The organism is Corynebacterium sp. MSK012, assembly GCF_030232435.1.
GTDB classification, from domain to species: Bacteria; Actinomycetota; Actinomycetes; order Mycobacteriales; family Mycobacteriaceae; genus Corynebacterium; species Corynebacterium jeikeium_D.
This window is the reverse complement of the sequence record NZ_JASPJU010000004.1, coordinates 78,536-102,197: the sequence shown is the minus strand read 5'-3', so window position 1 is coordinate 102,197 and position 23,662 is coordinate 78,536. Positions and strand designations below refer to the sequence as shown.

General features: G+C 59.7%; 17 protein-coding genes and 1 tRNA gene. 11 read left to right on the top strand and 7 right to left on the bottom strand.

Annotated elements, in window-relative coordinates; genetic code table 11:
* The first annotated feature begins 9 nt into the window (after positions 1 to 9).
* From QP977_RS03595 to QP977_RS03570, 6 genes are all read left to right on the top strand, one after another.
* Positions 10 to 1,470 (top strand): M1 family metallopeptidase, encoded by a 1,461-nt coding sequence (locus QP977_RS03595; RefSeq protein WP_049172382.1) that lies wholly within the window; start codon positions 10 to 12, stop codon positions 1,468 to 1,470.
* Between the two features lie 18 nt (positions 1,471 to 1,488).
* Complete coding sequence (locus tag QP977_RS03590) at positions 1,489 to 2,850, top strand: lipopolysaccharide biosynthesis protein (RefSeq protein ID WP_284847145.1); 1,362 nt, start codon at positions 1,489 to 1,491, stop codon at positions 2,848 to 2,850.
* Between the two features lie 74 nt (positions 2,851 to 2,924).
* Entirely contained in the window at positions 2,925 to 3,746 is an 822-nt protein-coding gene (locus QP977_RS03585) for a glycosyltransferase (protein ID WP_016421954.1), read from the top strand.
* A gap of 23 nt (positions 3,747 to 3,769) precedes the next feature.
* Positions 3,770 to 4,462, top strand: coding sequence for a polyprenyl-phospho-N-acetylgalactosaminyl synthase PpgS (gene ppgS / locus QP977_RS03580; RefSeq protein WP_038629309.1), 693 nt, complete (start codon positions 3,770 to 3,772; stop codon positions 4,460 to 4,462).
* Positions 4,459 to 4,881 (top strand): DUF2304 domain-containing protein, encoded by a 423-nt coding sequence (locus QP977_RS03575; protein WP_049192968.1) that lies wholly within the window; start codon positions 4,459 to 4,461, stop codon positions 4,879 to 4,881. The genes ppgS and QP977_RS03575 overlap by 4 nt, the downstream gene beginning before the upstream one ends.
* Positions 4,882 to 4,930: 49 nt before the next feature.
* Positions 4,931 to 5,926, top strand: a complete 996-nt coding sequence (locus QP977_RS03570; protein WP_284847144.1) for a DsbA family protein — start codon at positions 4,931 to 4,933, stop codon at positions 5,924 to 5,926.
* 62 nt (positions 5,927 to 5,988) lie between these two features.
* Here QP977_RS03570 and QP977_RS03565 read toward each other — a convergent pair whose 3' ends face one another.
* Together QP977_RS03565 and QP977_RS03560 are read right to left on the bottom strand one after the other, a co-directional pair.
* Positions 5,989 to 6,954 carry a GDP-mannose 4,6-dehydratase gene (locus tag QP977_RS03565; protein ID WP_049192996.1) on the bottom strand — a complete coding sequence of 322 codons (966 nt, stop codon included), beginning with the start codon at positions 6,952 to 6,954 and terminating at the stop codon, positions 5,989 to 5,991.
* Positions 6,955 to 7,083: 129 nt separating this feature from the next.
* Complete coding sequence (locus tag QP977_RS03560) at positions 7,084 to 8,373, bottom strand: MFS transporter (protein ID WP_284847143.1); 1,290 nt, start codon at positions 8,371 to 8,373, stop codon at positions 7,084 to 7,086.
* An 833-nt stretch (positions 8,374 to 9,206) separates the two neighbouring features.
* On the opposite strand from QP977_RS03560, the gene QP977_RS03555 reads away from it, so the two are divergent.
* The gene (locus QP977_RS03555; protein ID WP_284847142.1) at positions 9,207 to 10,550 is read left to right on the top strand and encodes an MFS transporter; all 1,344 of its coding nucleotides are present in this window, start codon (positions 9,207 to 9,209) and stop codon (positions 10,548 to 10,550) included.
* A 215-nt stretch (positions 10,551 to 10,765) separates the two neighbouring features.
* On the top strand, positions 10,766 to 12,817 hold the full coding sequence (locus QP977_RS03550; RefSeq protein ID WP_070841427.1) for an acyl-CoA dehydrogenase family protein: 2,052 nt from the start codon (positions 10,766 to 10,768) through the stop codon (positions 12,815 to 12,817).
* A gap of 81 nt (positions 12,818 to 12,898) precedes the next feature.
* On the opposite strand, the gene QP977_RS03545 is transcribed toward QP977_RS03550, so the two are convergent.
* Both QP977_RS03545 and QP977_RS03540 read right to left on the bottom strand, forming a co-directional pair.
* The gene (locus QP977_RS03545; RefSeq protein WP_147722275.1) at positions 12,899 to 13,870 is read right to left on the bottom strand and encodes an N-acetylmuramoyl-L-alanine amidase; all 972 of its coding nucleotides are present in this window, start codon (positions 13,868 to 13,870) and stop codon (positions 12,899 to 12,901) included.
* 161 nt (positions 13,871 to 14,031) lie between these two features.
* A complete protein-coding gene (locus QP977_RS03540) occupies positions 14,032 to 14,631 on the bottom strand; it encodes a TetR/AcrR family transcriptional regulator (RefSeq protein WP_180802992.1) in 600 nt (199 codons plus the stop codon).
* A gap of 75 nt (positions 14,632 to 14,706) precedes the next feature.
* On the opposite strand from QP977_RS03540, the gene QP977_RS03535 reads away from it, so the two are divergent.
* A complete protein-coding gene (locus QP977_RS03535; protein ID WP_049180733.1) occupies positions 14,707 to 15,675 on the top strand; it encodes a hypothetical protein in 969 nt (322 codons plus the stop codon).
* Positions 15,676 to 15,713: 38 nt separating this feature from the next.
* Here the strand turns inward: QP977_RS03535 and QP977_RS03530 are convergent.
* Both QP977_RS03530 and QP977_RS03525 read right to left on the bottom strand, forming a co-directional pair.
* Positions 15,714 to 15,786 (bottom strand) — tRNA-Thr (locus QP977_RS03530).
* Between the two features lie 134 nt (positions 15,787 to 15,920).
* Positions 15,921 to 17,276 (bottom strand): DNA polymerase III subunit delta', encoded by a 1,356-nt coding sequence (locus QP977_RS03525; RefSeq protein WP_284847141.1) that lies wholly within the window; start codon positions 17,274 to 17,276, stop codon positions 15,921 to 15,923.
* Between the two features lie 82 nt (positions 17,277 to 17,358).
* On the opposite strand from QP977_RS03525, the gene QP977_RS03520 reads away from it, so the two are divergent.
* Positions 17,359 to 18,885 (top strand): adenylate/guanylate cyclase domain-containing protein, encoded by a 1,527-nt coding sequence (locus tag QP977_RS03520; RefSeq protein ID WP_070549776.1) that lies wholly within the window; start codon positions 17,359 to 17,361, stop codon positions 18,883 to 18,885.
* Between the two features lie 65 nt (positions 18,886 to 18,950).
* Positions 18,951 to 20,273: a DUF418 domain-containing protein gene (locus tag QP977_RS03515; protein WP_343217403.1), complete on the top strand. Its 1,323-nt coding sequence runs from the start codon at positions 18,951 to 18,953 to the stop codon at positions 20,271 to 20,273.
* 12 nt (positions 20,274 to 20,285) lie between these two features.
* Here QP977_RS03515 and topA read toward each other — a convergent pair whose 3' ends face one another.
* Complete coding sequence (topA, locus tag QP977_RS03510; protein WP_070827631.1) at positions 20,286 to 23,246, bottom strand: type I DNA topoisomerase; 2,961 nt, start codon at positions 23,244 to 23,246, stop codon at positions 20,286 to 20,288.
* Between the last annotated feature and the right edge of the window lie 416 nt (positions 23,247 to 23,662).

Genomic DNA, 23,662 nt, shown 5'->3' with positions numbered 1-23,662 from the left:
GTAACAGCCGTGAGTAGCGCTGATTTCAATAATCCTTATACCGGTATTGCGTTCAACCTGGGTTTCCGGGTGAACAAATACGAGCTGGACCTCGATTATCGGGTCGGGCCGAATCGTCTGAAGGCGACGGCGACTCTGCATATCGAAATCAATGCTTGGACCTCACACATCACGCTCGACTTTGCGGATGCGCTGGGGGCCGATTCGGTGGATGCGATTTCCGATTCGCAGGCACACTCAATCGATGTAAAGCGCTGGCGCCATTCGGGACGCAAGCTGCGCGTCACCTTTGACCGCGAGTTGGCTCCCGACGAAACGCTGCGGCTGATTGTCACTTACTCGGGCACGCCACGTCCGGTGCGCTCGAAGTGGGGCGAAATTGGCTGGGAGGAACTGGAAAACGGCGCACTCGTGGCATCGCAGCCGGTGGGCGCGGCGTCGTGGTACCCCTGCGATGACGATCCCGAGGTCAAGGCGTTCTACGAGTTCACGATGGTCACCGACGCTCCCTACGAGGTCGTCGCACCAGGGCTTGCCGACGCTCCGGTGAACGTGGGCGGATCGCGCCGCCGCTGGCGGTTTGTCACCGAGGAGCCCATGGCCTCCTACTTGGCCACCATCAATGTCGGCCAGTTTAAGAAGGTGGAGCTGCCGTGCCAGACCTCGACCGTAGTGGCCTGGGTGCCCTCTGAGTTGGTGGCAAATGCCCGCCACGACTTCCGCGACCAGGGACGCATGCTCGATGAATTCGCCAAGCTCTTTGGCCCTTACCCCTTCCGTGCCTACCAGGTGGTCATTTGTGAAGACGACCTGGAGATCCCCATCGAGGCACAGGGTCTGTCCATCTTCGGAGCCAACCACGCCGACGGCAAGGACACGTGGAATCGACTGATTGCCCACGAGTTGTCGCACCAGTGGTTCGGCAACAGTGTCGGCATTTCGCAGTGGCGCGATATCTGGCTCAACGAGGGTTTTGCCTGCTATTCCGAGTGGGTGTGGTCCGAGGTCAGCGGCGGTGCCAGCGCGGATGTGCACGCCCGCAAGCACTACCTGGACCTGCTTGAAGATGATCAGGACATCGTCATCGCCAACCCAGGGCCCAAGCTGATGTTCGACGACCGTCTGTACAAGCGCGGCGCGCTGACTGTGCACGCTCTGCGTCTGCTGCTGGGAGACAAGGTGTTCTTCGACCTGGTGCGCAAGTGGACCACCACCAACCGCCACAGTGTGGTCGATGCAGTGGACTTCCGCGCACTGGCCAACCGCGTATGCCGTGAGCGTGGCATCACCACCTCGCACCTGGATGTCATCTTTGACTCCTGGCTGTCACGCAGCTCCTTGCCGGACTTCCCCACCGACCCAACGCGTTCCCCTGCTGACCAGGGCATCGACGATAATGGTGCTCCAATCGTGGACGAGGAACTGGCCGCTCAGTTTGAAAAGCTCGGCTACTCGAAGGCCAAGGACTAGAGAGCTAGAGGCACGTCAATGTCCGGTTTCAAATGGTTGTCGCTGGCCACGATTGTCGCGGCGCTAGGCAGCTTCGCGGTGCTGATTATCTCGGCCCGCGCACTCCCCAATGCGGTAAACCTGCAGTTCGTGGCGTTCTGGGGGCTTTTCTTCGCGCTCACGGGTGTTCTCGGCGGGCTGATGCAGGAGACCACGCGCGCAATCGGCGCTGCGGAATCGCGAGGGCGGGATCGGGATCGAGAGCAGGGGCAGAGCCAGGAGCAGGAAGCCTCGGAAGCGGGTCAAACTCTCGGTGCTCGTCCCATCACAGTGTCCCTGGGCGTCGCCGCAGTTACTTTCATCACCATGGCAGTGACGGGTCCGCTGTGGGCCCCACTGGTCGTGCAGGATGACGCCGGCACTGCAATTCTGCTCATGGCCTCTGGCCTTGCTCTGTACTCGATGCAGGCCACCACCTCGGGTCTGCTCAGCGGCCGCCAGCTGTGGGGCCCCTACGCCGCCCTAATCATGATCGACATTCTCGTGCGCGTAGCACTGGCACTCGTCGCCTGGTACTTCGGCTGGGGTCTGCTGGCCTGGCTGATTATTACGGTGTTCGGGACAGTCAGTTGGCTTATTCTCGCGCTGTTTTCCTCGGCAACCCGCTCGGTCATGTTCGCGCGTGCCGACGTCCCGGTGCGCCGCTTCATCACTCTCATGGTCACGGCCATGGGCGCATCTGGCGCATCTGCTGTGCTGGTCACAGGTTTTCCGACAATCGTCAAGATTGCCGGCGAAGCGGTCACCACTGGCGCCGGGATAGCCGAGTCACTTACCCCGCCGCATGCCAACAACTTCACCGCAGCAGTGACCATTGCGGGAATCGCCTACGCCGTAACGCTGACCCGCGCTCCGCTGCTCATGCCCTTGGAGAAGTTCCAAAACGCCATCATTGTGAGCTTTGTCCGGCATCGCTCCGAGGGCGTGCTGGCAGCGCTGGCCAAGCCGTTGGGGGCGCTGGCTGCTTTCGGCACCTTCGGGGCGGGCCTGGCATGGCTCATCGGCCCGTGGATCATGACTCTCATCCTGGACGATAGCTATCACGTGTCCGGGCCGGTGCTCGCGGCGCTGACGCTCGGTGCGACGTTGACCGCCATGTTGATGATTACCGGCTCGGTCACCTTGGCAGTGGAGAAGCACCATATGTATCTGATCGGTTGGTTGGCTGCGACCACGATCGCCGTTGCCATTCTTTTCCTCCCTGGGCACCTGTCGGTACGCACGGTCGCCGCTATCGCCGTAGGCTCTGCAGTAGGTGTTGCCATTCACCTGCTTGCGCTGCGCACACTTTCCCCACGTGCTGCCAGGTCAGCCGTATCGGAGGCTTTTGCGGTGGAATAACACCACCCGCATCCGATGCCGTCCCAAAAAGCACCGTCCATATCTCCCTGCAACTCCCAAGGTTCGAGACTCACATGTCCACCATCACTGACCTCACGGTTCTCATGACCGTCTACCACCGCGTCGTCCCCGACCAGCTCGATACTGCGCTGCAGTCGCTGTGGAACCAGACGCGTCCGGCCGCGCACGTCATTGTGGTCATCGATGGCCCGATTGGGCAGGAACTCGACCGGGTCGTCGTCAAGCATGAGCAGGCGCATTCGGAGATGACCGTGCTGCGTTGTGCGGAAAATGGCGGCTCGGGAGTGGCTTCGCAGGCGGGTCTTCAGCTGGTGGAGACCCCATGGGTGGCGCGGCTGGATGCGGACGATATTGCGCGTGCGGACCGATTTGAAAAGCAGTGGGACACGCTGACCGCTGACCCGGAGTTGGATGTATTGGGCAGTGCAATGGCGGAGTTCGAGGGCACGCCGAACAATGTGGTGCGCGTGCGGACTCTGCCGCAGACGCACGCCGAAATTGCGCGTTATATCAAGATCAATTCGCCTGTAAATAACCCCTCCTCGATGCTGCGCACGGCGAAGGTGCGTGAGGTCGGCGGGTATCGCGACATCCGTCTGATGGAGGACTACGACCTCTGGGTGCGCCTCATGGCCGCCGGCGCGAAGTTTAAGAATCTGCCCGAGCCGCTGGTGTACTTCCGCGCCGACGGCATGTTCGAGCGACGAACCTCCCGCGGCATCATCCGCGGTGAACGCCAGCTCCAGCGCACGCTGGTAGCTGAGGGGCTGATTTCCCGGCCGCGGGCGGTGTTTAACTTGGCGGTGCGGACACTTTTCCGACTTTTGCCAACTCAGCTCATGTCACGCGCATATCGACGATTGTTTGTGCGGTAGGCTTCGGAGCGATGACTGACAACATGGATTTCTCGGACACCTGGCTGATTGTGCCGTGCTACAACGAGGGCCAGGTTATTCGTGAGGTTCTCGAGCACGCTCGCGAGACCTTCCCCAACATTGTCGCGGTCAACGACGGCTCTTCGGATAACTCCAGCCTGGAGATCCACAGGGCTGGCGCTCACCTGGTCAACCACCCTGTCAATTTGGGTCAAGGTGCCGCTATCCAAACCGGCGTGGAATACGCCCGCGCGCAGGCTGGCTCGAAGTACTTTGTCACCTTCGACGCCGATGGCCAGCACCAGGTCAAGGACGTCGTCGCTATGGTGCAGCGACTGCGCACCGAACCAATCGACATCATTGTGGGAACCCGTTTCGGCCGCCCTCGCGCCGAGGATGACCAGGTGCCGCTGATTAAGCGAATTGTCCTCAAGACGGTGGTCATGTTGTCACCACGCACGCGCCGGCTCGGGCTTACCGATGCCCACAACGGCCTGCGCGCCTTCAACCGCACGGTGGCAGAGCAACTGAACCTACGCATGAACGGCATGAGCCATGCCTCCGAATTTGTCGAGGTCATGGACAGCAGAGGTTGGCGCACCGCTGAACAGCCGGTGGATATCCTCTACACGGAATACTCCATGTCTAAAGGTCAATCCTTGTTCAACGGTGTCAATATCCTTGCCGACTCCCTGATTTCGAAGAGGCTGCCATGACCGCATCCATCGTTCAAATTATTTTGCTGCTGGCGATGGTGGGCCTGGTCGCTTACTTCGTCGCTAACCGTCGTAAAGCGCGCGCCAAGGCGGGCGTGAAGCTGGGATTCGTCGTTTTCGTCATCGCGTGCCTATGGGCAATCGTGCGTCCCGACGATCTGACCGTGGTGGCCAACTGGATTGGTGTGACTCGGGGCACCGATTTGCTGCTCTACGTACTGGTGTTGGCGTTCGTGTTTACCACGGTGTCGTCCTACATTCGCTTCCGCGAACAGGAGCTACGCTACGCGCGACTGGCTCGTGCAGTGGCCTTGAAGACCGCTGTGCGTCCGGAAGAAGAAATTGTGATTTCGGGCAGCCAGAACAACAGTCAAAAGGACAGCGCGACAAACGTCGAGAACAACGCTCCGTCCGACTAATCGGCACGCTAAGCGCATGTGAATCTGAGGCTGTGGTTCCATAGAAGCCATGAGCGAAGCAAATAAGGACAACGCCGCCGCTGACAACAGCAGCGATTCGCAGCAGCCCTCGGCAGACGCAGCGCCGCAGGGGACACAGCAGGAACCCCAGCAGGTTTCTCAGCCGGTACCCACTGAGCAGGACTTGGAGTCCTGGTCTGCCGACAGTGATGGAAAAACCAAGTCGTGGTACTCGATTCCGAACGCCGCATGGGCGCTAGCTGTCGTCGCATTGATTGTTGTCGGCGCAGCGGGCTTCTTCGCTGGTTCGCGTTCGGCTAGCTTCAACGGCGTGAGCACCGTCAACATGGCGGGCGTTGCACCAGGCAAGGGGGAGATTGCGCCTGTACCTGGCCCGAACGGGGATTTTGATGCCAGCATCTATGGGCCAAAGGCGGGAGCACAGCTGAAGTCCCCGGAGGATATGGACAATGTCCACCGCCGCAATGAAAATGATCCTTTTGCTCTCGGTGCAGTGGATGCGCCGGTCGTAATCTCGATCTACTCGGACTTCGAATGCCCGTTCTGCGCGAAGTTCGCAAACGAAACCGAGCCTGCCCTCGTGGAAAAGTACGTCAATGAGGGCCTGGTCCGCCTGGAGTGGAACGACATGGCCATCAACGGCGAGAAGGCTACCAAGGATGCTGAGGCCGGACGTGCCGCGGCAGCTCAGGGCAAGTTCTGGGAATTCTCCCGTGCACTGTTTAAGAAGGCCGGGGAAAAGGGCCAGGGTCACCCGGAGTTCACTGAAAAGGAACTGATTGCCGTCGCTCGTGAGGCCGGTGTGCCGGACATGAAGCGCTTTGAAAAGGAACTTAAGGACGGCAAGCGGACCGAGGCGGTAGAGAATGCCACCCAGTTCGGTTCCATGCTGGGCATTTCCGGTACTCCGGGCTTCCTCGTTGGTACTCAGTTCGTCTCGGGCGCACAGCCTCTCGACGTGTTCGAGGACAATATCGAGCTGGCTCTCATCCACGCTAAGCGCATGGAAGAAGCTGGCAAGTAAGCTGCGCTGACTCACGGCTAACTTACGCGGGCGAGTGCACGAAGCCGCCCGCATAAGTTGCGCTAGCCCTGATTCCGGAAGTACTCCACAGTACGAGCAACACCCTCGTGAATGCTCATAGCTGGCTCCCAGCCGAGTACCTCACGTGCCCGCGTGGGATCCAATGCCGACCGCGCCACATCACCAGTGCGCGGCGGTGCAAACTCCGGATTATCCTCGGCTTTCGCAGCCTGCGCCACCAACGAGTGCAGCTGCCGATCCGAGGTTTCTACACCGGTGCCAATATTAAAGCGCATCCCGCCACCGACCTCGCCGGATGCGCGGTAGAAAGCATCCACTACATCGTCGACATACACATAGTCGCGGGTATTTCCGCCGTCACCGAACACCTTGGTTGGCTCTCCCGCCAGCAGTCGCTGAGCGAAAATAGCCACCACACCGGCCTCACCGTGTGGATCCTGCCGCGGGCCGTACACATTCGCCGGCGCGATGTGCGAGCATTCGAGCCCGTAAAGATTGCGGAACATATTCAAGTACAGTTCGCCCGTCGCCTTTGAGGCGGCATAGGGGCTCAGCGGATTGACCGGCACGTTCTCCGACACCGGAAGCTCCTCCGGCGTGCCGTAGATGGAACCGCCCGAAGATGTAAACACAACCTTGCGGACACCGTGCTTTCGGGCCGCATCGGCAAGTTTGATTGTGCCAATGATGTTCAGCGTCGCATCCCGCACCGGGTCGGCCACGGAAATCCGCACATCAATCTGCGCTGCGAGGTGGAAAATAACCTCCGGACGGTTTTGCTCGAGCAGCTCGTCCCAGTCCACCTCCAGCACATCGGCGGTTATGAACTCAAAGTCGTCGTTAAGCGATGCCTGCTGGAGGTTTTCCAGCTTTCCGTGGGAGAGATCGTCCAGCGCCGTGACTGCGTACCCTTCAGCCAGCAGCCGGTCAACCAGCGTCGAACCGATAAATCCCGCACCACCCGTCACCAGCGCACGCGGTTTCGCGCTTGCCGACGATTCTGTCATCGCGGTGGCCGGTGATTCGTTCTTGTGCTTCTCCATAGGAAGAACTATAGGCGCTTAGTAAGGAAAGCCGCTTATACGTGTGCCAACCTCACATTGACGGGGTTGATTAGTCTTCCAGGGAATGCGAGATTACTCAGCGCGCTGTGGCAGGTTGACGGTGGAATTGAAGAAAATAACCAAGCCCATCAGGATGGCGATGACCATACCGCCACCGAGCATGACCGGGTAGGTCATCCAGGAGATGGACTCGGAGAGCTTGGTCAGAATTGCTGGGAATGCGAAGCCGATGTAAGTCAGGCAGTAGAAGATACCGGTCAGCCCGGCCATGTCGCGCGGGCCGGCGATGCGCTGTACTTCGTTGAGGCCGGTAAACATGGCCAGGCCGTAGCCGGTGCCCAGCACCAGCGCTGCAATAAACGCCGTCACTGCGGTGGGGTTGGTGGACATCCATGCGGCCATTCCCATGCCGATAATCACAATGCCCATTGCGATCAGCGAGCCGCGGGCGTTGTGCTCGGTTACAAAGCGTGGACCAATCTGCTGAATGCCAAAACCACAGAGCAGCGCAAACAGTGTGACCATCGCGGAGTAGAACACTGGCTGGGAGACGTGGTCCTGAAGCAGAGAAGGAATGATTGCATAGGCAACACCGGCTGCACCGAAGACCCACGGCGCTCCCATCGCGGCGACGAGCAGGAAGCGACGGTTAGTTACCGAAGGGGTGTGTAGAGATTCCCAGACGCTTTCGTGCGGAGCATTGCTGCCGCCCAGGTGCGGCGACTGGCGGGTCTCCGGCACAGCCACAAGACCGAAGATCGTTGGGATGGAAATCAGGATGTGGATGATATAAGCCAACTGCCCCGGCAGCGGTGCGAACTGCGCCAACGTGCCGGCAATACCCGCACCCAGGCCAAAGCCCAAGGTCAACGCCATGGACTGACGCTTCGCGCCCGAGGTGGAAGTGGCCTTGGGGTCAAAGCGTGGATCGGAAAGCTCCTTTACCCACGAGCCGCCCACGGCCATGACAATGCCGACTGCCAGGCCCGAGATAAAGCGACCGGTGAGAATGAGCGGAGCGATGGTCTCGCCCAGCGCGATGAGAGTCGAGCCCAGAATCGAGAGCACCGGCGCGGCGAGCATCACCGGCTTACGGCCGATACGGTCCGAGATTGGGCCAGAAATCAGCAGTGCCGGCGCGATGCCGAGAGCGTAGACCAGCAATAGAAGGTCAATGAACACCGGCGCCAGGTCAGCGTTTTCGCGGTACATCACCATCAGCGGTGTGAATTCATTGCCACCCCACGCGACGGCGAAAACTGCAATTGCGGCGAGCAGCCACAACGGCGTGCCTTTATTGGATTTGGCCCTGCCGTGAGGTACCTCATTTTCATTGCCGTTAGTTCCTGCGTGAGAAGACATGTCGTTTACTTTACGACGGTCCCCAGCGCCTTACGCACAATGGTGCAGATTTTAAGCCACCGGAGCTAACCACAAGAGGTGTGCCGAGATAGTTGAGCAGGCGGGGCGGGGCAACTGAGTCGGTTAGTGCTGTGGCGACTAGTGGAGTGGTGGCTAATGCGGTGGCGTGCCCAGTTTGGTCACCTCGGGTTGGTCTCGGCACAAATGCCCCTGAAACCTGGGGCTCACACCCCCGTCTCGGGGTGGCATGTTGCCGACCTTGCATCCCTGCCCCATCCGGGGGCAATGACCTTTTCGACACTACATCGTTATTGTTCCGTTACTTCTTTCGTATCTTGCGCCACTTTCGCCGCACTATTCACACAACTTCTGATTATATAATTACAGATTAGTTCAATGTGGGGGTAGCCGAACAGCCATAAAACGCAGATTTCCCCTATTTAAGACAGTCTCACGCACAAACGGCCATCAGCTCGCGCACATCAGGCCGGAAACGGCCCGTCGTTAAGTAGCATCCATTCCACACCCTTTACATACCCCCGATTCCACCTTTTTCAGACATCTAGAAAATGAATTCGGTCACAAACAAAGGAAATCTACCGCCATTCACCAACCCCCATTACCCCCGTTGCCCACTTTTTGTCGTCGCTCGCTGAAGTTCAAACGCTGGTCGCTACCGGTCTGGCTGTGTAAGAATTCGACACCGTCAAACAATCTGTCCATTCCCCAAACGCTGGCTGAGAAAAACCTGGGGCGATTTCTGCACGACCGCTGAGATCGCCAAGGTCCTCGATGGCCGTGCGGACGGGTATGTAAAGAAAGTCTTGTTATTTATGACTACTTCGATCATCGCGAATGATCCCAAGCAGCGCCGCAAGGTGCTCACGGGAACTCTCGTGGGTACGACCATCGAGTTTTATGACTTCCTGATTTACGCTCAGGCCGCAGCTATCGTGCTCGCTCCGCACTTCATCGAGCCGGCTGCGAAGTCGAACCCACAGGTCGCTCAGGTGCTCGCCTGGGCAACCCTGGGTATTTCCTTCCTCTTCCGCCCGCTTGGCGCTATCGTCGCCGGCCATATCGGTGACCGCTACGGCCGCAAGATGATTCTGGTCTTCACCCTCATCGGCATGGGTGCAGCTACTTTCTGTATCGGTCTGCTGCCGACTTATGAGTCAATCGGCATCGCTGCACCTATCCTGCTGGTCCTGCTCCGTATCTTCCAGGGCCTTTCCGCGGGTGGCGAATGGGGCGGTGCGGCCCTGATGTCCGTGGAGTACGCACCGAAGGAAAAGCGCGGTATCTACGGCGCATTCCCGCAGGCCGGTGTTCCCCTGGGTCTGACCCTGGCTACCGGCACCATGCTGATTGTTATGGCTATCATCGGCGAGGAAGCCTACATGGACTGGGGTTGGCGTGTGCCATTCTTGCTGTCCTTCATCCTGGTTCTGATTGGTTACATGATTCGTCGCACCGTCGATGAGTCCCCGGTCTTCCAGGCTATGCAGGCTGAGTCTGCTGAGCGCTCCGCTCCGCTGCCGGAGCTCTTCCGCAACCACTGGGGCAAGGTTATCCAGGGCGCCCTGATCTTCGCTGCTCAGCAGGCCACCGGTTACCTCGTGATCGCATTCTTCGGCGCTTACGCACAGAAGACACTGGGCTACCCCGCAACCGTCGCTTGGACAGGCACTCTCGTCGCCGGTATCTGCTGGACCATCTTCATGTTCATGGCCGGCGCTTGGTCCGACCGTATCGGCCGCGCAAAGACCTTCATCATCGGCTACGTCCTAATCATGATTTGGGAAGCCGTCATGTGGAGCCTCCTGGATAAGGGCCCGTTCCTCTACGTCATGACCGTCGCAGTCCTCACTCTGCCGCTGGCACTGACCTTCGGCCCGCAGCCGGCCATGTACTCCGAGATGTTCCCGGCTGAGGTTCGCTACTCCGGCGCTTCCATCGCTTACGCCATCGGCGCCGTCCTCGGTGGCGCATTCGCTCCGATGATTGCCCAGATGATCATGGACGCCACCGGCAACCCGTTCTACATCTCCGTCTACCTGATGGCCATGGCTATCCCGGCACTGATCGCCCTGTTCCTGCTGCCGAAGGGCCTCGAAGACCGAGACCTGATTGAGCACCCGGAAACTAACCTCGACGAAGTTAAGTCGCGCGTCTAGTTCCCACAGCTAAGGGATCTGCCCCACCGAGGGCCTGATTACGTAAGCCGTCGTTAAGCACTGCACAATGCAGCATTTGCTTGACGACGGCTTTTGCGTTTCCACCTTCTTTTTCTCCCGGTAACCCGTTTTCTCTTTCCTCGGTCCCGATTTCCTCATGAGTTTCTCAGTCGAAAGCGACTGACAAGCCCCAGATATCCCATTAACGTTGGGTTATGGCACAGAATTCATCCAGCTCCACGCGAATCCCCCGCCGGCGCTCGACCGACGCTCCGAAGACACTCCCCTCCCGTCCGGAACCGGAAGTGGCACGCGCACTGCAAAAGGTCCTGGACGGCTATTTCCCCGAGGCGCGCGCTGATGTCCGCGCCCTTTTAGAAGACCCCACCCTGCGGCCCACCTCTGGGCTGACCGTGGAGGAGGCCAGGCAGCACACCACCGAGGCGTTGTCCAAGGTGCTTAAGACCGGCATGCCCTATGGTGCTTTCCGCACTGACCAGGGAGGCACAGGAGATACCGGCGGGACACTCTCCGGGATTGAAATGCTCGGCCACACCGACTTGTCGTTGATGGTGAAGTCCGGAGTGCAGTGGGGCCTTTTCGGCGGCGCTGTCAGCAATCTGGGGACTGCGCGTCACGGCGAGTTGGTGCGTGACCTCATTGAGCTGCGGGCTCTCGGCTGCTTTGCGATGACCGAACGCGGCCACGGCTCGGACGTGCAATCACTCGAAACCACGGCACATTACGACCCCGAGACGGAAGAATTCATCCTCAATTCGCCGACAGCTTCCTCTGAGAAATGGTTTTTGGGCAACGCCGCGCGCGATGGGCGCTGGGCTGCGGTTTTTTGCCAGCTCTACACACCAGGACAAGAAGAATCCCATGGTGTGCACTGCATTGTTGCCCGGATCCGCAATGATGACGGTTCGCCTGTCGACGGGGTTGCGATTGGCGACCACGGCACCAAGGGTGGCCTCTTGGGCGTGGACAACGGCACTCTCATGTTCGACCATTACCGCGTGCCGCGGGAGAACCTGCTTAACCGCTTTGCAGATGTGTCAGCTGCTGGCGAGTACACCAGCGATATTGACAGCCCCAATGCACGGTTTTTCACGATGCTCGGTGCTCTCGTGCGCGGCCGCGTGACAGTCGGTGCGGCCGCTGGTGCGGCAACCCGCACCGCACTGACCATCGGCACCAAGTATGCCCACTTGCGGCGCCAATTTGCTCCCGACGATTCGCTGCCGGAAAAGAAACTCATTGAGCACCGCCAGCACCGAATCCGACTACTCCCCCGCATTGCGCGTTCGTACGGTCTGCAATTTGCCACCAACCTGCTGATCAAGCGGATTCACGACCTCGAAGCGGAAGGGCTGGACCGTGCGAATCTAACCCCGGAGCAGGCTCGCGATCTACGTGAAGCGGAGGCACATGCCGCCGCATTGAAGGTCGCCAACACCGCGCATGCCACCGATGCCATCCAGGAGATGCGTGAGGCCACCGGTGGAGCTGGCTACCTGGCGGAGAACCTGTTGACCATTCTCAAAGAGGACTCTGACGTATTCACTACCTTTGAGGGCGACAACGTGGTGATGTTGCAGCTGGTCACCAAGGAACTTTTGGGTGGTTTTGCCCGGGAGGTACAGAGTTTTTCCAACCTGGAAATGGTGCGCTTCGGCCTCGACAATTTCAGTGGCATTTTGCGCCGTCGCACCGGTGCGGATGCCGTCGTTCAGAACCTCTTGGATGCGCTGACTGACGCTGATGAGTCCTCACTCTTTGACCCCGCCAGCCAGATGCAATTGCTCATCGAGCGCGAGAATCGACTTCTCAAGTCCCTTGCTCGCAGGCTGCGCCCGGCGCGGAAACTGCCTGTGGAAAAGGCCGCGAAGCTGGTGGACAAGGTCCAGGACCACATGATTTCCTGCGCGTGGGCGCATATCGATCGCATGATTTTGGAAGCGTTTTTTGAAGCTGAATCCACACTCACAGATGAGCGCTCTCAAGAAGTGCTCGAGCAGGTTCGCGATGTGTTCTTCCTGTCGGTGGTCTGCGATAACGCCGGCTGGTTCTTGGAGCAGTCACTGCTCACCGGTACTCGCACCAAGGGCGCGCGGGCGGGCTTGGCCGATCTTGTTGATTCTCTTGGCCCCTGGTCTGAGGTGCTTGTCGACGCCTTTGGCACCCCCAGCACGATGCTGGATATCCCAATGATGGAGCCTTACGACGCGATGACACCGAAAGCTAAGGCAAACCCGGCTAGTTAGCGGGTTGGCCGGTTGGCCGCTGTGGTGGCTGCTGTGGCGGTGACTGGTGTGAGGTAGCTACGGCCTGGATGAGCAGGTTGGCTACTGCGCCAAGAAACCTTCCAGCCCAGCCACAGTGGCCTCTGCCAAGCGCTGACGGCCTTCGTTGGAGGTCAAGAGGGCAATGTCGCTGCTATCACGCATGTTGCCGTATTCGACCAGTGCCTTTGGCTTCGTCGATAGGTTGAGTCCGGTGAGGTCTGCGCGTGGATTCAGTCCTTCGCTGCCGAGATAGTTGGATGGAGCAAAACCGGCTGCGACGAAAGCATCGCGCAGGGCGGTTGCCAGCGCGGTAGATCCCTGCTCGTCATTATTGGCGAGCGGCTGCGAAATCGCAGACACATGGAATCCACGGTTGCCCTCTCCAGCGCCGTCAGCGTGAAGACTCACCACGGCATCGGCGTTGGAGGCATTTTCCTTCTCTGCACGGGCATCGATGCAATCTGCACGACCTGCGTCATCCTCGCGGCTGAGCAGCACCTGAGCACCGCGCTGTTCGAGCAGCTGCTTGATTTCCTGCGCCATCAGCCAATTGAACTCGTGCTCCGGGAAGCCGTCGTTGGAAGCGGTACCGGAGGTATTACATGGCTTCTGGCCACCGCGGCCGTCAGTGACCATCAAGTCGGCAGGTGGTGGGGTGCCGGCGTGTCCCGGATCGAGGTAGATGACCTTGCCAGCTACAGCGCTGGAACCGTCGGCACGCGAAGTAGCGCGATTAGCTTGCTGTTGTGGTGCATCGCCCGGAGCGACCGCGTCGGGGTTAGCAGAATCAGACATTGCAGACTCCTCATTCGGCGGAGTGGGATTCGGCATCTGCATGGCCTCTTCTTCAGCTGCCAACGACGTTTGCGTTTCCGTAGACGCAGCCTGCTGAGCGCTTCCTGCGTTGGAAGCCTCCGTGTCGATGGTGCAAGCTACAAGACCGGCTGGCAAGATTGCCGCAGCCACCAAAGCCACAGCTAGTCGTCTTGCTGATCGCTGCACTGCTAGTCCCTGGTGTCCGGGCTGCCGCATAGTGCGTTCTCCTAGTTTCCGCATACCTGCCATGTGTTGAATAACAGTAGCAAACACTCGATTGAGAGTCGCCGGCTCCGAGATTTCCTCCCCCTTCGTTTCGGGGAATCACCGCACGTCGGGACGTGTGCAGGATTTTTCAGCACTTATCACCGAGGGGTTTAGTGATTCCCCTTCGCCTGTGCTGCCAAACCCGTAAGCATTAAGTCCACAAGCTTTTCTTGCACACCGGGAAAGTACTGCTCGACCGCTGCAGAGTTAGGAAGGGGACGCGACACCACAGCGAGCCCAAGGTGGAAATCAATCGGTGCAACGCCCTCCGGGCATAGCCCAGCTGCTTTTGCCTTATCCAGCAGTCGCGTATAGCTCTGACGCAACTCCGTCATTCGCTTTTCGATAATGCCATCAATCTTTTTCGCCTCGCTCCCCAAACTGGTACTGAAATCGCTGAATAATGCCTGGGCAAGTGCCGCAACACTTAATTCCGCGATCGCGTGGACTGCTTCGTGCCAAGCGCCGTCCGGATCGTCGTCAAACTGAGCTACGGCTGCCTCAGTAATCCTGTCGATATCAGCTGCAACACGAGCACTGACTGCGCCGAGAAGCTCAATCCTGCTGGGAAAGTGCCTGCTTGCCGTAGCTACACCGACACCGGCCTCCCTGGCAATCGCACGCATGGATACACCGGCTCCTTGCTCTATCAAGAGTTTTCGCGCTGCTTCCACGATGGCATCACTGTTCATCACTGCATCTTGTCTCACACTTGCATCCTAACAAACGGAACACTATACTCCACTTTGTAAGTGAAACACTCTGCTCCAGTTAGGAGATAGGCCATGTCAACAGCTACGACTGAGACGAAAAAAGCCTCACCCGCCCCCAAAGCAGTAGCCGTGATCTTCGGTATTCCGCTCGTCATCGGGCTCATGCTCTTCGCGTTCCTGGCACCGACATTTGCCTCCGGCCCGAAGGATGTCCCCATTGCGCTGACTGCCCCCGCCCCAATGTCCGAACAAATCACCCAAGCCATCGAGCACAAAGCTGGCGACAATGCTCCTGACATCCAGGTGATGGACACTCCTGATGCCGTACGCGAGTCAATCCTCAATCGCGAAACTGTTGGCGGCATCGTCATTTCCCCGACGGGCGCTACCGCCTACACCGCTTCAGGCAACGGCGCACCTTACTCGCAGCTTATCGACGGCATTGCGACGACCCTCGAGTCTCAAAACATCCCTGTAGAGCGGGAGGATTTGGCTCCAACCACCCAGGATGACCCACAAGCTTCCGGTGTCGCGCTCCTCGGCTTGCCGCTGGCTTTCGGCGGTATCATTTCAGCAGTTATAGCCACCTTCCTTTTCCGCGGTAAGAAGTGGACGAAACTGAGCGTCCTCACTGGCATCGCAGTCTTCGGGGCTCTCGTGGCAACGTGGATGCTCCACTCTGTCTACGGCACGCTTTCGGGCAGCTTCGGCATGGAATGGCTGGCAATTTCTCTGGGAATCCTGGCTACCTCAATGCTTACCGCCGGGCTCGCGGCCATTATTGGCACTCCCGGTGTGGGCATCGGCGCCATTTTGACGATTTTCTTGGCGAACCCGCTCTCTGGACTGTCCACCGGCCCCTGGCTGCTTCCGGCCGGTTGGTCCACCCTTGGCCAGTGGATGCCCATTGGGGCGACTGGCTACCTAGTCAGGTCACTGTCATTTTTCGATGGCAACGGTGCTGGGGCAGCGTGGTGGGTTCTCATCGTCTGGGTTGCCGCTGGATTTGCTCTACTCATGTTTGATCGTTCCAAAAAATAAAAAACGGGACCCCTTTAAAAGGATCCCGTTTCACACCGAGCCGCCTGCGAGAATCGAACTCGCGACCTTCTCATTACGAGTGAGACGCTCTACCGACTGAGCTAAGGCGGCACGCACATTGCGCCGAGCTTTCAAGCAAGCAGAAATAACCCTGCACAAAATGTACAAGCGGTAATACTACTGCACTGCCCCCATCGCTACCAAAATGGAGCCTACAGGCCGCTAAATTGGGAGCTTCTCCCGGATTACCTGCGGCCAACCTGCCCTGCAATCTGCAATTTAGCCATCAATTCATCCATCAAGACCGTCAACTTCACTGCAGTCACGAGCATGCCGCGCACCTCGGTGACAGCATCAATGGAGGCCAATATCGCCTCTGGCGGAAGGCGTCGGGCTAGCTCCGTGGCTGTCCGACGACGGTCTGGATTTATGAGGTAGACGGAGCCATCCCCAAACTCGGAATCAGCGCCAGAAGCCGGCCCAGAACGTTCCGCCCCAAACGCCAGCACCAGGGCGTCACGGTAAAGCCCCATAATGTCGGTCAACGACAGGTCGATCAGATCTGACTCCGCGCGCCTGCGCCGCCGCTTCTGATTTTCCTCCAGCTCCTTGATAACCCCCTTAGAGCCGCGCAGTGCCGCCTGCGCACCCTTGCCGGACGCACCTACGCCCAGTGAGCGCTCGAGGTTCTCCAGCTCCTCAGCCTCTAGTGGCTCCATCCGCCGCTTGACCTCGCCTGCTACTTCGTTGGCCAGCTCACGCGCCGCCACGTACGACTTCGCCGGATCGAACACAGCCTCCACGAAATCCAGGGCCTTACCCCGCCAAGCACGCGAGCCCTCATCGGAGACAAAGCCACGCGCACGCCCAATGTGACCGTTGGACACCGTCGCGGCCCAGACCGCTTGCTCGTCGGTAAGCTCTGGCCGCTCGGCGCGCAGGAGGTTTGTGACGTCGTCGATATGCGGCGTCGGCACATAGACATGACGGCAGCGCGAACGGAGCGTAACGGAGAAATCCTCCGCGTTCGTCGTTGGTGCGCACATGATGATGACGGTGCGCAACGGCGGCTCTTCCACCACCTTGAGCAGCGCATTTGAGGCGGATTCGTTGAGACGGTCGGCGTCTTCGATGATCAGCACGCGGCAATCCGCCGTCGTGGGCATCTTGTAAGCCCAGGGCCGCAGCTCGTCCCTCACCGTCGCCACCGAGATAATGGTGCCCTCCGGGCGCACGATTTTGATGTCGCCATGCGTTCCCGCCAGCGCCGTCCGGCAGCCCTCGCACTCGCCGCATCCGGGGTTGTCATGCCTCGTACACAGCAGTGCCGCCGCAAACGCCGTCGCCGTCACCGACCGCCCCGACCCCGCAGGACCAGTGAACAGCCAGGCGTGCGTCATGTCCGAGTCGCGTGGCGCATCGCTTAACGACGACCCCGCGTCCCCACCTTCCGGCGAAACCTCCGCCCCATCGCCTGCCAGCGGTTGACCATTGGCAAAGCGATAATGCGCAGCGCGCACAGCAGCCTGCAGCCGCTGGCGTACCCCACCCGTTTCGGGCATACGAGAAAACACGCTGCGCTTTGTCATGGGCTCTGTCATGGCCACAACTCTAGCGCGCCCCACGAGACTCTTGTGAGGTAACTACTCCCTGCAATCCGGGGTTGCCACTAAGGTAGTAGTCATGCAACGGCTCTGGCGAAATCTGAAATGGCTAAGCGGGACAATGTGGCCTGCTTATGCCTCATTTATCTTCGTCTGCAACCTTGTCGGAGCCATGATTGTCGGCTTGTTCCTCGGCATGCTGTTGCCACTGAACCAAGAAACTCACCTGCCGCGGTTGGCTAATGGGGTCATCTATGCCCTGGCTGGTTACCTGGTTCTGGCAATTATTGCGGGAATCGGCACTACTTGGATCCTGTTCAAGCCGCTGTTGAAATGGCAGCGTCATCCAGAGCTGCACGATCCGCGGCGGGTGCGCTATCTGGTCATGCGCGTGCCTGTCTATCAGGCACTCTTGGGTACCGTCATCTGGTCTCTGGGCGTGATTGTCTTCAGTGGAGTCGCGTTCGCCTATGACAGCAAGATTGGCCTGATGGTGCTGCTCACCTCGGTGCTCGGTGGCGCCATGGTGGCACTGTTGACCTATCTAATTGCGGAGCGCATGGTGCGTCCGGTTGCTGTGGAGGCGCTGGCGCGTAGGGCCCCGGATTCTTCGCTGGAGCCACCGATTGGCCACCGCCTGCGCCAGACGTGGGTGTTGACCAGCGGTGTTCCAGTGGTAGCAATCCTGCTTGTGCTGATAGGTCAGCGCCGTGGTCTATTCACAGATGACGCGGCAGATTTGCTGCCCACCATCACCGCGCTGGCAATTCTGGCTCTGATTACCGGCTATTTCGGCACGATGTTGGCCACTATGTCCATCGTCGACCCGATTCGTGATCTCACGGGTGCGATTAACAAGGTCCGCCAGGGCCAGGTGGATACGCGCGTGCCTATTTACGACGGCTCCGAGATGGGCGTTCTCCAGGCGGGTTTCAATGAAATGATGCGTGGCCTGCAGGAGCGTCAGCGGGTCCGTGACCTCTTCGGCCGCTATGTCGGGTCTGAGGTCGCCCGTAAGGCTCTGGAAGAAAAGCCGACTTTGGGCGGCGAGAATCGCCTCGTCGCGGTGCTGTTTGTGGACGTGATTGGTTCGACCAACTTCGCGGAGAAGAACTCGCCAGAAGTCGTTGTCCGTGAGCTCAATGCCTTCTTCGACCACGTTGTTGACTGTGTGCACCGCAATAAGGGCATTATCAACAAGTTCCAGGGTGACGCGGCTCTGGCTGTCTTCGGCGCTCCCCTGCCCCTCGATGACACTGCTGGGCACGCCCTCACAGCCGCCCGTGAACTGCGCGAGGAACTGCTCGACCTCCAGCTCACCGCGGGTATCGGCGTCTCCGCCGGGCACGTCGTTGCCGGCCACATCGGTGCCCGCGACCGTTTTGAATACACGGTTATTGGTGACGCGGTTAACCAGGCTGCCCGTCTGACCGAGCTGGCCAAGGACACCCCGGGCCGCGTGCTCGCCACAGCTTCCACCATTCGCCTGGCCAACGAGGACGAGCAGGCTCGCTGGACCACCCTGAAGTCCGTGGAGTTGCGCGGTCGTACGCACATGACGCAGCTTGCGCGCCCGGTGCGCCCGACGCTTGCCGACGAGGCCTAGGGGGCAGCGGACTCGTCGGTCTCGCCAACCTGCGTACCCTCCCGCAAATCCTTTACGTTGGAGGAATGACTGACAGCCGCCCCAGTTCTAGCCCCAACCCCAGACCTCGCATGCTCGTCCCCGACGCTGCGCGCGGGTTCGCTCTCCTCGGCATCGCGATCGCGAACATTGCCACCGCCTGGCTGGTTGCAGATCCCGAACTGCCCGCAGCATTCTTCGGCGGCGTCATAAGCGACAGCATCGCCGACAAGGCCACCGTGCTGTTTACCGCAGTGACCGCGCATAACCGCGGGCTGCCGATGTTCGCAACGCTGCTCGGCTTCGGTGTGGGACTCATCGTCCGCAGTTTGGCCAGGAGGAACTTTCCACGGTCGCGGGCGCGGGTGGTCGTCGTAAAGCGTTATGCGTTCCTGGGGCTGTTCGGCGTTGCGCACATGCTGTTTCTGTTCTTTGGCGACATCATGTTTCTCTATGGCATCTGCGGCATCATCCTCGGGCTACTTATGGGCCTCAGCAACAAGGTGCTGACGATTCTCGCGTGGATTGCGCTGACGATCAACGCTGCACTGAGCCTGCTGTTTTTGGGATTCGTAATTGCGATGCCCGACGCCGAGTTCGTCGGCTCCGACATGAGCCAGTTCGTCAACGGCGGTGCGATTGAAACAAGTTACCTGGATATGCTCGCCGCGAATCTGCAGGTCCTGACAATGAGCATCACTACCCTGCCACTGCAGCTGTTCCTCTACCTGCCGGTGATGATGATTGGCTTCGTGTGGGCTCGCAAGGGCGTGCTTGACGACGTTGACGCGCACCGCCCCCTGCTTATTCGGTGGCTCGTGGTGGCTGTGGTCGTGGCTTTCGGCATCGGCATCCCTATGGGGTTGGCAGCGATTGGTGTTCTTCCAGCCGGACAGCACATGGCCTTCTTGGTAATTAATAACTTTGCCGGAGTGTTCGCCGGTCCTGGCATCCTAGCCGGGCTGGCGTTAGCACTGCAGCCGCTCCAACGACGCCTGAACGAGGGCGCCGCTGTACCTGGTTGGCTGGTGCCGATTGTGGCGCTCGGCAAGCGTTCGATGACGGGCTACCTGATGCAGTCGGTCATCTTCTTTGTGCTGGTATACCCGTTTATGCTGGACATCCCGCGCGACATGGGCGCGTTCGTGCAAACTCTCATTGCTGTGGGCGTCTGGTTGGTGACATTGTTCGCCGCGTGGGCGATGGAGCGTCGCGGCATGCAGGGGCCGTTCGAAAAGGTGCATCGCCGGCTGTCGTACGGGCCGACGATGCGGGCGGAGTTGGCCGGGGTCGGTGGCCCCAAACCGGCTCCGCAGGATGCGCCGGGTGCGCCGGATGCGGCGGGCTCGCCAGGTACGGCGGGCGCTTAAGACCTACTTGCCCTACTTGCCCCGGCGCGTCGCCTTCACCACTCGCTTGGTGGTGCGCTTGACCGCCTTCCTGGTGGTCTTCTTCGCAGCCTTCTTCGTGGTCTTGCGAGTCGACTTCTTCGCCGCCTTCTTTGTGCCACCATCGGCGGCTTCCTTCGCACGACGCTCAGACAGCAGTTCGCAGGCGCGGGCATCGGTCAGTGTCTCAGGTGTATCACCCTTGCGCAGCGAGGCATTGGTAACGCCATCGGTGACGTAGGGCCCAAAGCGGCCATCCTTCACCGACATCGGGCGACCGGAGACATCGTTGTCACCCAACTGCTTCAGCGGTGGCTTCGCAGCAGCGCGACCGCGTCGCTTCGGCTCAGCGTAGATACGACGCGCCTCGTCCAAAGTCACGGTGAAGATCTGCTCTTCGTTGGCCAGTGAACGCGAGTCCGTGCCCTTCTTCAGGTACGGACCGTAACGGCCATTCTGAGCAGTAATAACCTCGTTATCGACCGGATCGACACCGACCTCGCGCGGCAGGCTCATCAGCTTCAGAGCCTCTTCCAGCGTCACGGTCGACGGTTCCATGGAGGAAAACAGCGAGGCCGTCTTCGGCTTCAGAGTTTCCTCGATGATTTCCGCGGTGCGCTTTTCCTTCTGCTTGGCGGCGGTCTTGGTTTCCCAGTTCTTCTTCCGCTTGCCCTCGGCAGCGCGCTGAGCGTCCTCTTCGGCGCGCTCAGCTGCGATGATCTCCTCAGCCTTGGCTACGACACTCTCGCGTTCTTCATCGGTGACCAGCTCGGTGACGTAGGGGCCGTAGCGGCCATCGCGAGCAACAATCATGCGACCATTAGCCGGGTTAATGCCCAGTTCACGACCGCCCTGCGGCATGGCCAGCAGCTTCTCAGCGGCAGCCAGATCCAGCTCGTCCGGAGTCATGGCCTCCGGGATGTTGGCACGCTGCACCTCGTCGGCACCGTTTTCACCGGCACCCGGGCGCGTACGCTCCAGGTACGGCCCATAGCGGCCAACGCGAACGATGATCGGGTTGCCCTCGGCATCGTCGAAAAGGTGGAGCGAATTGACCTTCCGAGCATCAATCGATTCCAAGTTCACATCGATGATGTTCTTCAGACCACCGTGGGTCGCAATAGCGTCGGCTCCCTTGTGGCGGTGATCCTTGTCATCGCCGAAGTAGAAACCGGTCAGCCAGGTCGTGCGATCCTTATTGCCCGCAGCAATGCCGTCGAGCTCATCCTCTAGCTCGGAGGTGAAGTCGTAGTTGACCAGATCGGAGAACGCTTCCTCCATCAGCCCCACCACGGCAAAGGCCACCCACGAGGGCACCAGAGCGTTGCCGCGGGAGTAGACGTAGCCGCGATCCTGAATGGTCTTGATAATCGACGCGTAGGTCGACGGACGCCCAATTCCCAGGTCCTCCATCTTCTTCACCAAGCTGGCCTCGGTGAAGCGCGCAGGCGGGTTGGTGGAGTGGCTGTCGGCACTGAAGTCCGTGGCCGTCAGGCCCTGGCCTTCCGTCAACTGTGGCAGACGCTTCTCGGCGTTGTCGGCGACCTTGCGACCGTCGGAAAGCGCGGAGACCTCGACGTATGCCTTGAGGAAGCCCGGGAAACGAATCGTGCGTCCGGTGGAGGCGAACTCGACGGCGTGCGTGTCGGTGGCACCGGCGATAGTGACCTTCATGGACGTGCCGCGTGCGTCGGCCATCTGCGAGGCGACGGTGCGCTGCCAGATCAGTTCGTAGAGCTTGAACTCCTCGGCATCCAGCGATCCCGCCAGCTGCCCCGGCGTTGCGAACGTCTCTCCCGCCGGACGAATTGCCTCGTGCGCTTCCTGCGAGTTCTTCACCTTGCGCGAGTACTGGCGCGGCGCATCGGCGACATACTCCGAGCCGTAGAGCTCCAGCGCTTGCTTACGCGCGGCATCGATACCGGCCTTGGACAGCGTCGTGGAGTCGGTACGCATGTAGGTAATGTGACCGTTTTCGTACAAACGCTGCGCCACACGCATCGTGCGCTCAGAGGTGTAATGCAGCTTTCGACCCGCCTCCTGCTGCAGCGTGGAGGTCATAAATGGCGGGTACGGGCGGCGCGTGTACGGCTTCTCCTCCACCGACGCGACCTTGAGCTCAGAGCCCACGAGGTCCGCCGCCAGGGTTTCGGCGAGCTGCTTATCGACGACCCGGATGCCATCGGACTTCTTCAGCTGGCCACGGTCATCGAAGTCTCGGCCCTGCGCTACGCGCTGACCATCAACGCTGGTCAGGGTTGCGACGAATTCCTTCGGCTGGTTGGCGTCAGCAGAAGCCGAGCCGGTGTCCAAAGTTGCGGCGACATCCCAGTACTCGGCGGAGATAAACGCCATGCGTTCGCGCTCACGCTCGACGATGACGCGCGTTGCCACCGACTGCACACGGCCTGCCGACAGGCGCGGCATGACCTTCTTCCACAGCACCGGGGAGACCTCGTAGCCGTAGAGACGGTCGAGGATACGGCGACCCTCCTGGGCGTCAACCAAGTTCTGGTCCAGCTCACGGGTGTTGGCGGCGGCTTCCAGGATGGCCTGCTTGGTGATCTCATGGAACACCATGCGACGCACCGGCACCTTGGGTTTCAGAACCTCCAGCAAGTGCCAGGCAATAGCCTCGCCCTCACGGTCGGGGTCAGTTGCGAGATAGAGCTCGTCGACTTCCTTGAGCTTGGCCTTCAGGTCGGCGACTTTCTTCTTCTTATCAGCGCTGACGACATACAGCGGGGCGAATCCGTTGTCGACATTCACACCCAGACGAGCCCAGGGCTCCTTCTTGTAACGAGCCGGAACGTCGGCTGCGCCACGGGGCAAGTCGCGAATGTGGCCCACCGACGCCTCCACGATGTAATCATCGCCGAGATACGGCTGAATCTTGCGAGCTTTCGTCGCCGACTCGACAATTACAAGGCGCTTTAGGCCGTCTGAATTCGCCATAGAAGTTTTTCTATCCTGCAACGTTGAATGTTTTTGACTGTTTAGATTCTTGTTTTCGTTTAAATCTTGGGGTTCTTGGCCGGACTCTGGCTGGGCTTCAGCTGTGAGAGGCCCGCAATCGGTTCCAACCGGTTCCGATCAGTGCAAATCAGTTCCCGGCCGCGTTCTCCCCGGAAGATTATCTGGAAAGAATATGAAGAATATAAGGAATACCGTACACACAATCTAGTTTGTCGCGTGGATTCCTCAAGTATCGGGCGGATTTTGGGTGTGACTGAAGGGGCTGCAAATGTGAAACTGTATGAGTTTATGACACTTTCAAGCCATTTTTCGGGCCGTTTTTGTCATAAACGTAGTCAGTAACTCGCATCGCCCCAACGCCCCCAGAAATACAAAAATCCCACGCAGAAATCACT

What these genes read in the sequence shown, in the direction of transcription:
- QP977_RS03585 (WP_016421954.1), top strand. Translation starts at nt 2,925, where the DNA reads ATGTCCACCATCACTGACCTCACGGTTCTCATGACCGTCTACCACCGC.
- QP977_RS03525 (WP_284847141.1), bottom strand. Translation starts at nt 17,276, where the DNA reads ATGACAGAGCCCATGACAAAGCGCAGCGTGTTTTCTCGTATGCCCGAA.
- topA (WP_070827631.1), bottom strand. Translation starts at nt 23,246, where the DNA reads ATGGCGAATTCAGACGGCCTAAAGCGCCTTGTAATTGTCGAGTCGGCG.
- QP977_RS03550 (WP_070841427.1), top strand. Translation starts at nt 10,766, where the DNA reads ATGGCACAGAATTCATCCAGCTCCACGCGAATCCCCCGCCGGCGCTCG.
- QP977_RS03560 (WP_284847143.1), bottom strand. Translation starts at nt 8,373, where the DNA reads ATGTCTTCTCACGCAGGAACTAACGGCAATGAAAATGAGGTACCTCAC.
- QP977_RS03535 (WP_049180733.1), top strand. Translation starts at nt 14,707, where the DNA reads ATGTCAACAGCTACGACTGAGACGAAAAAAGCCTCACCCGCCCCCAAA.
- QP977_RS03515 (WP_343217403.1), top strand. Translation starts at nt 18,951, where the DNA reads ATGACTGACAGCCGCCCCAGTTCTAGCCCCAACCCCAGACCTCGCATG.
- QP977_RS03545 (WP_147722275.1), bottom strand. Translation starts at nt 13,870, where the DNA reads ATGCGGCAGCCCGGACACCAGGGACTAGCAGTGCAGCGATCAGCAAGA.
- QP977_RS03590 (WP_284847145.1), top strand. Translation starts at nt 1,489, where the DNA reads ATGTCCGGTTTCAAATGGTTGTCGCTGGCCACGATTGTCGCGGCGCTA.
- QP977_RS03555 (WP_284847142.1), top strand. Translation starts at nt 9,207, where the DNA reads ATGACTACTTCGATCATCGCGAATGATCCCAAGCAGCGCCGCAAGGTG.
- QP977_RS03570 (WP_284847144.1), top strand. Translation starts at nt 4,931, where the DNA reads ATGAGCGAAGCAAATAAGGACAACGCCGCCGCTGACAACAGCAGCGAT.
- QP977_RS03520 (WP_070549776.1), top strand. Translation starts at nt 17,359, where the DNA reads ATGCAACGGCTCTGGCGAAATCTGAAATGGCTAAGCGGGACAATGTGG.
- QP977_RS03575 (WP_049192968.1), top strand. Translation starts at nt 4,459, where the DNA reads ATGACCGCATCCATCGTTCAAATTATTTTGCTGCTGGCGATGGTGGGC.
- QP977_RS03565 (WP_049192996.1), bottom strand. Translation starts at nt 6,954, where the DNA reads ATGACAGAATCGTCGGCAAGCGCGAAACCGCGTGCGCTGGTGACGGGT.
- ppgS (WP_038629309.1), top strand. Translation starts at nt 3,770, where the DNA reads ATGGATTTCTCGGACACCTGGCTGATTGTGCCGTGCTACAACGAGGGC.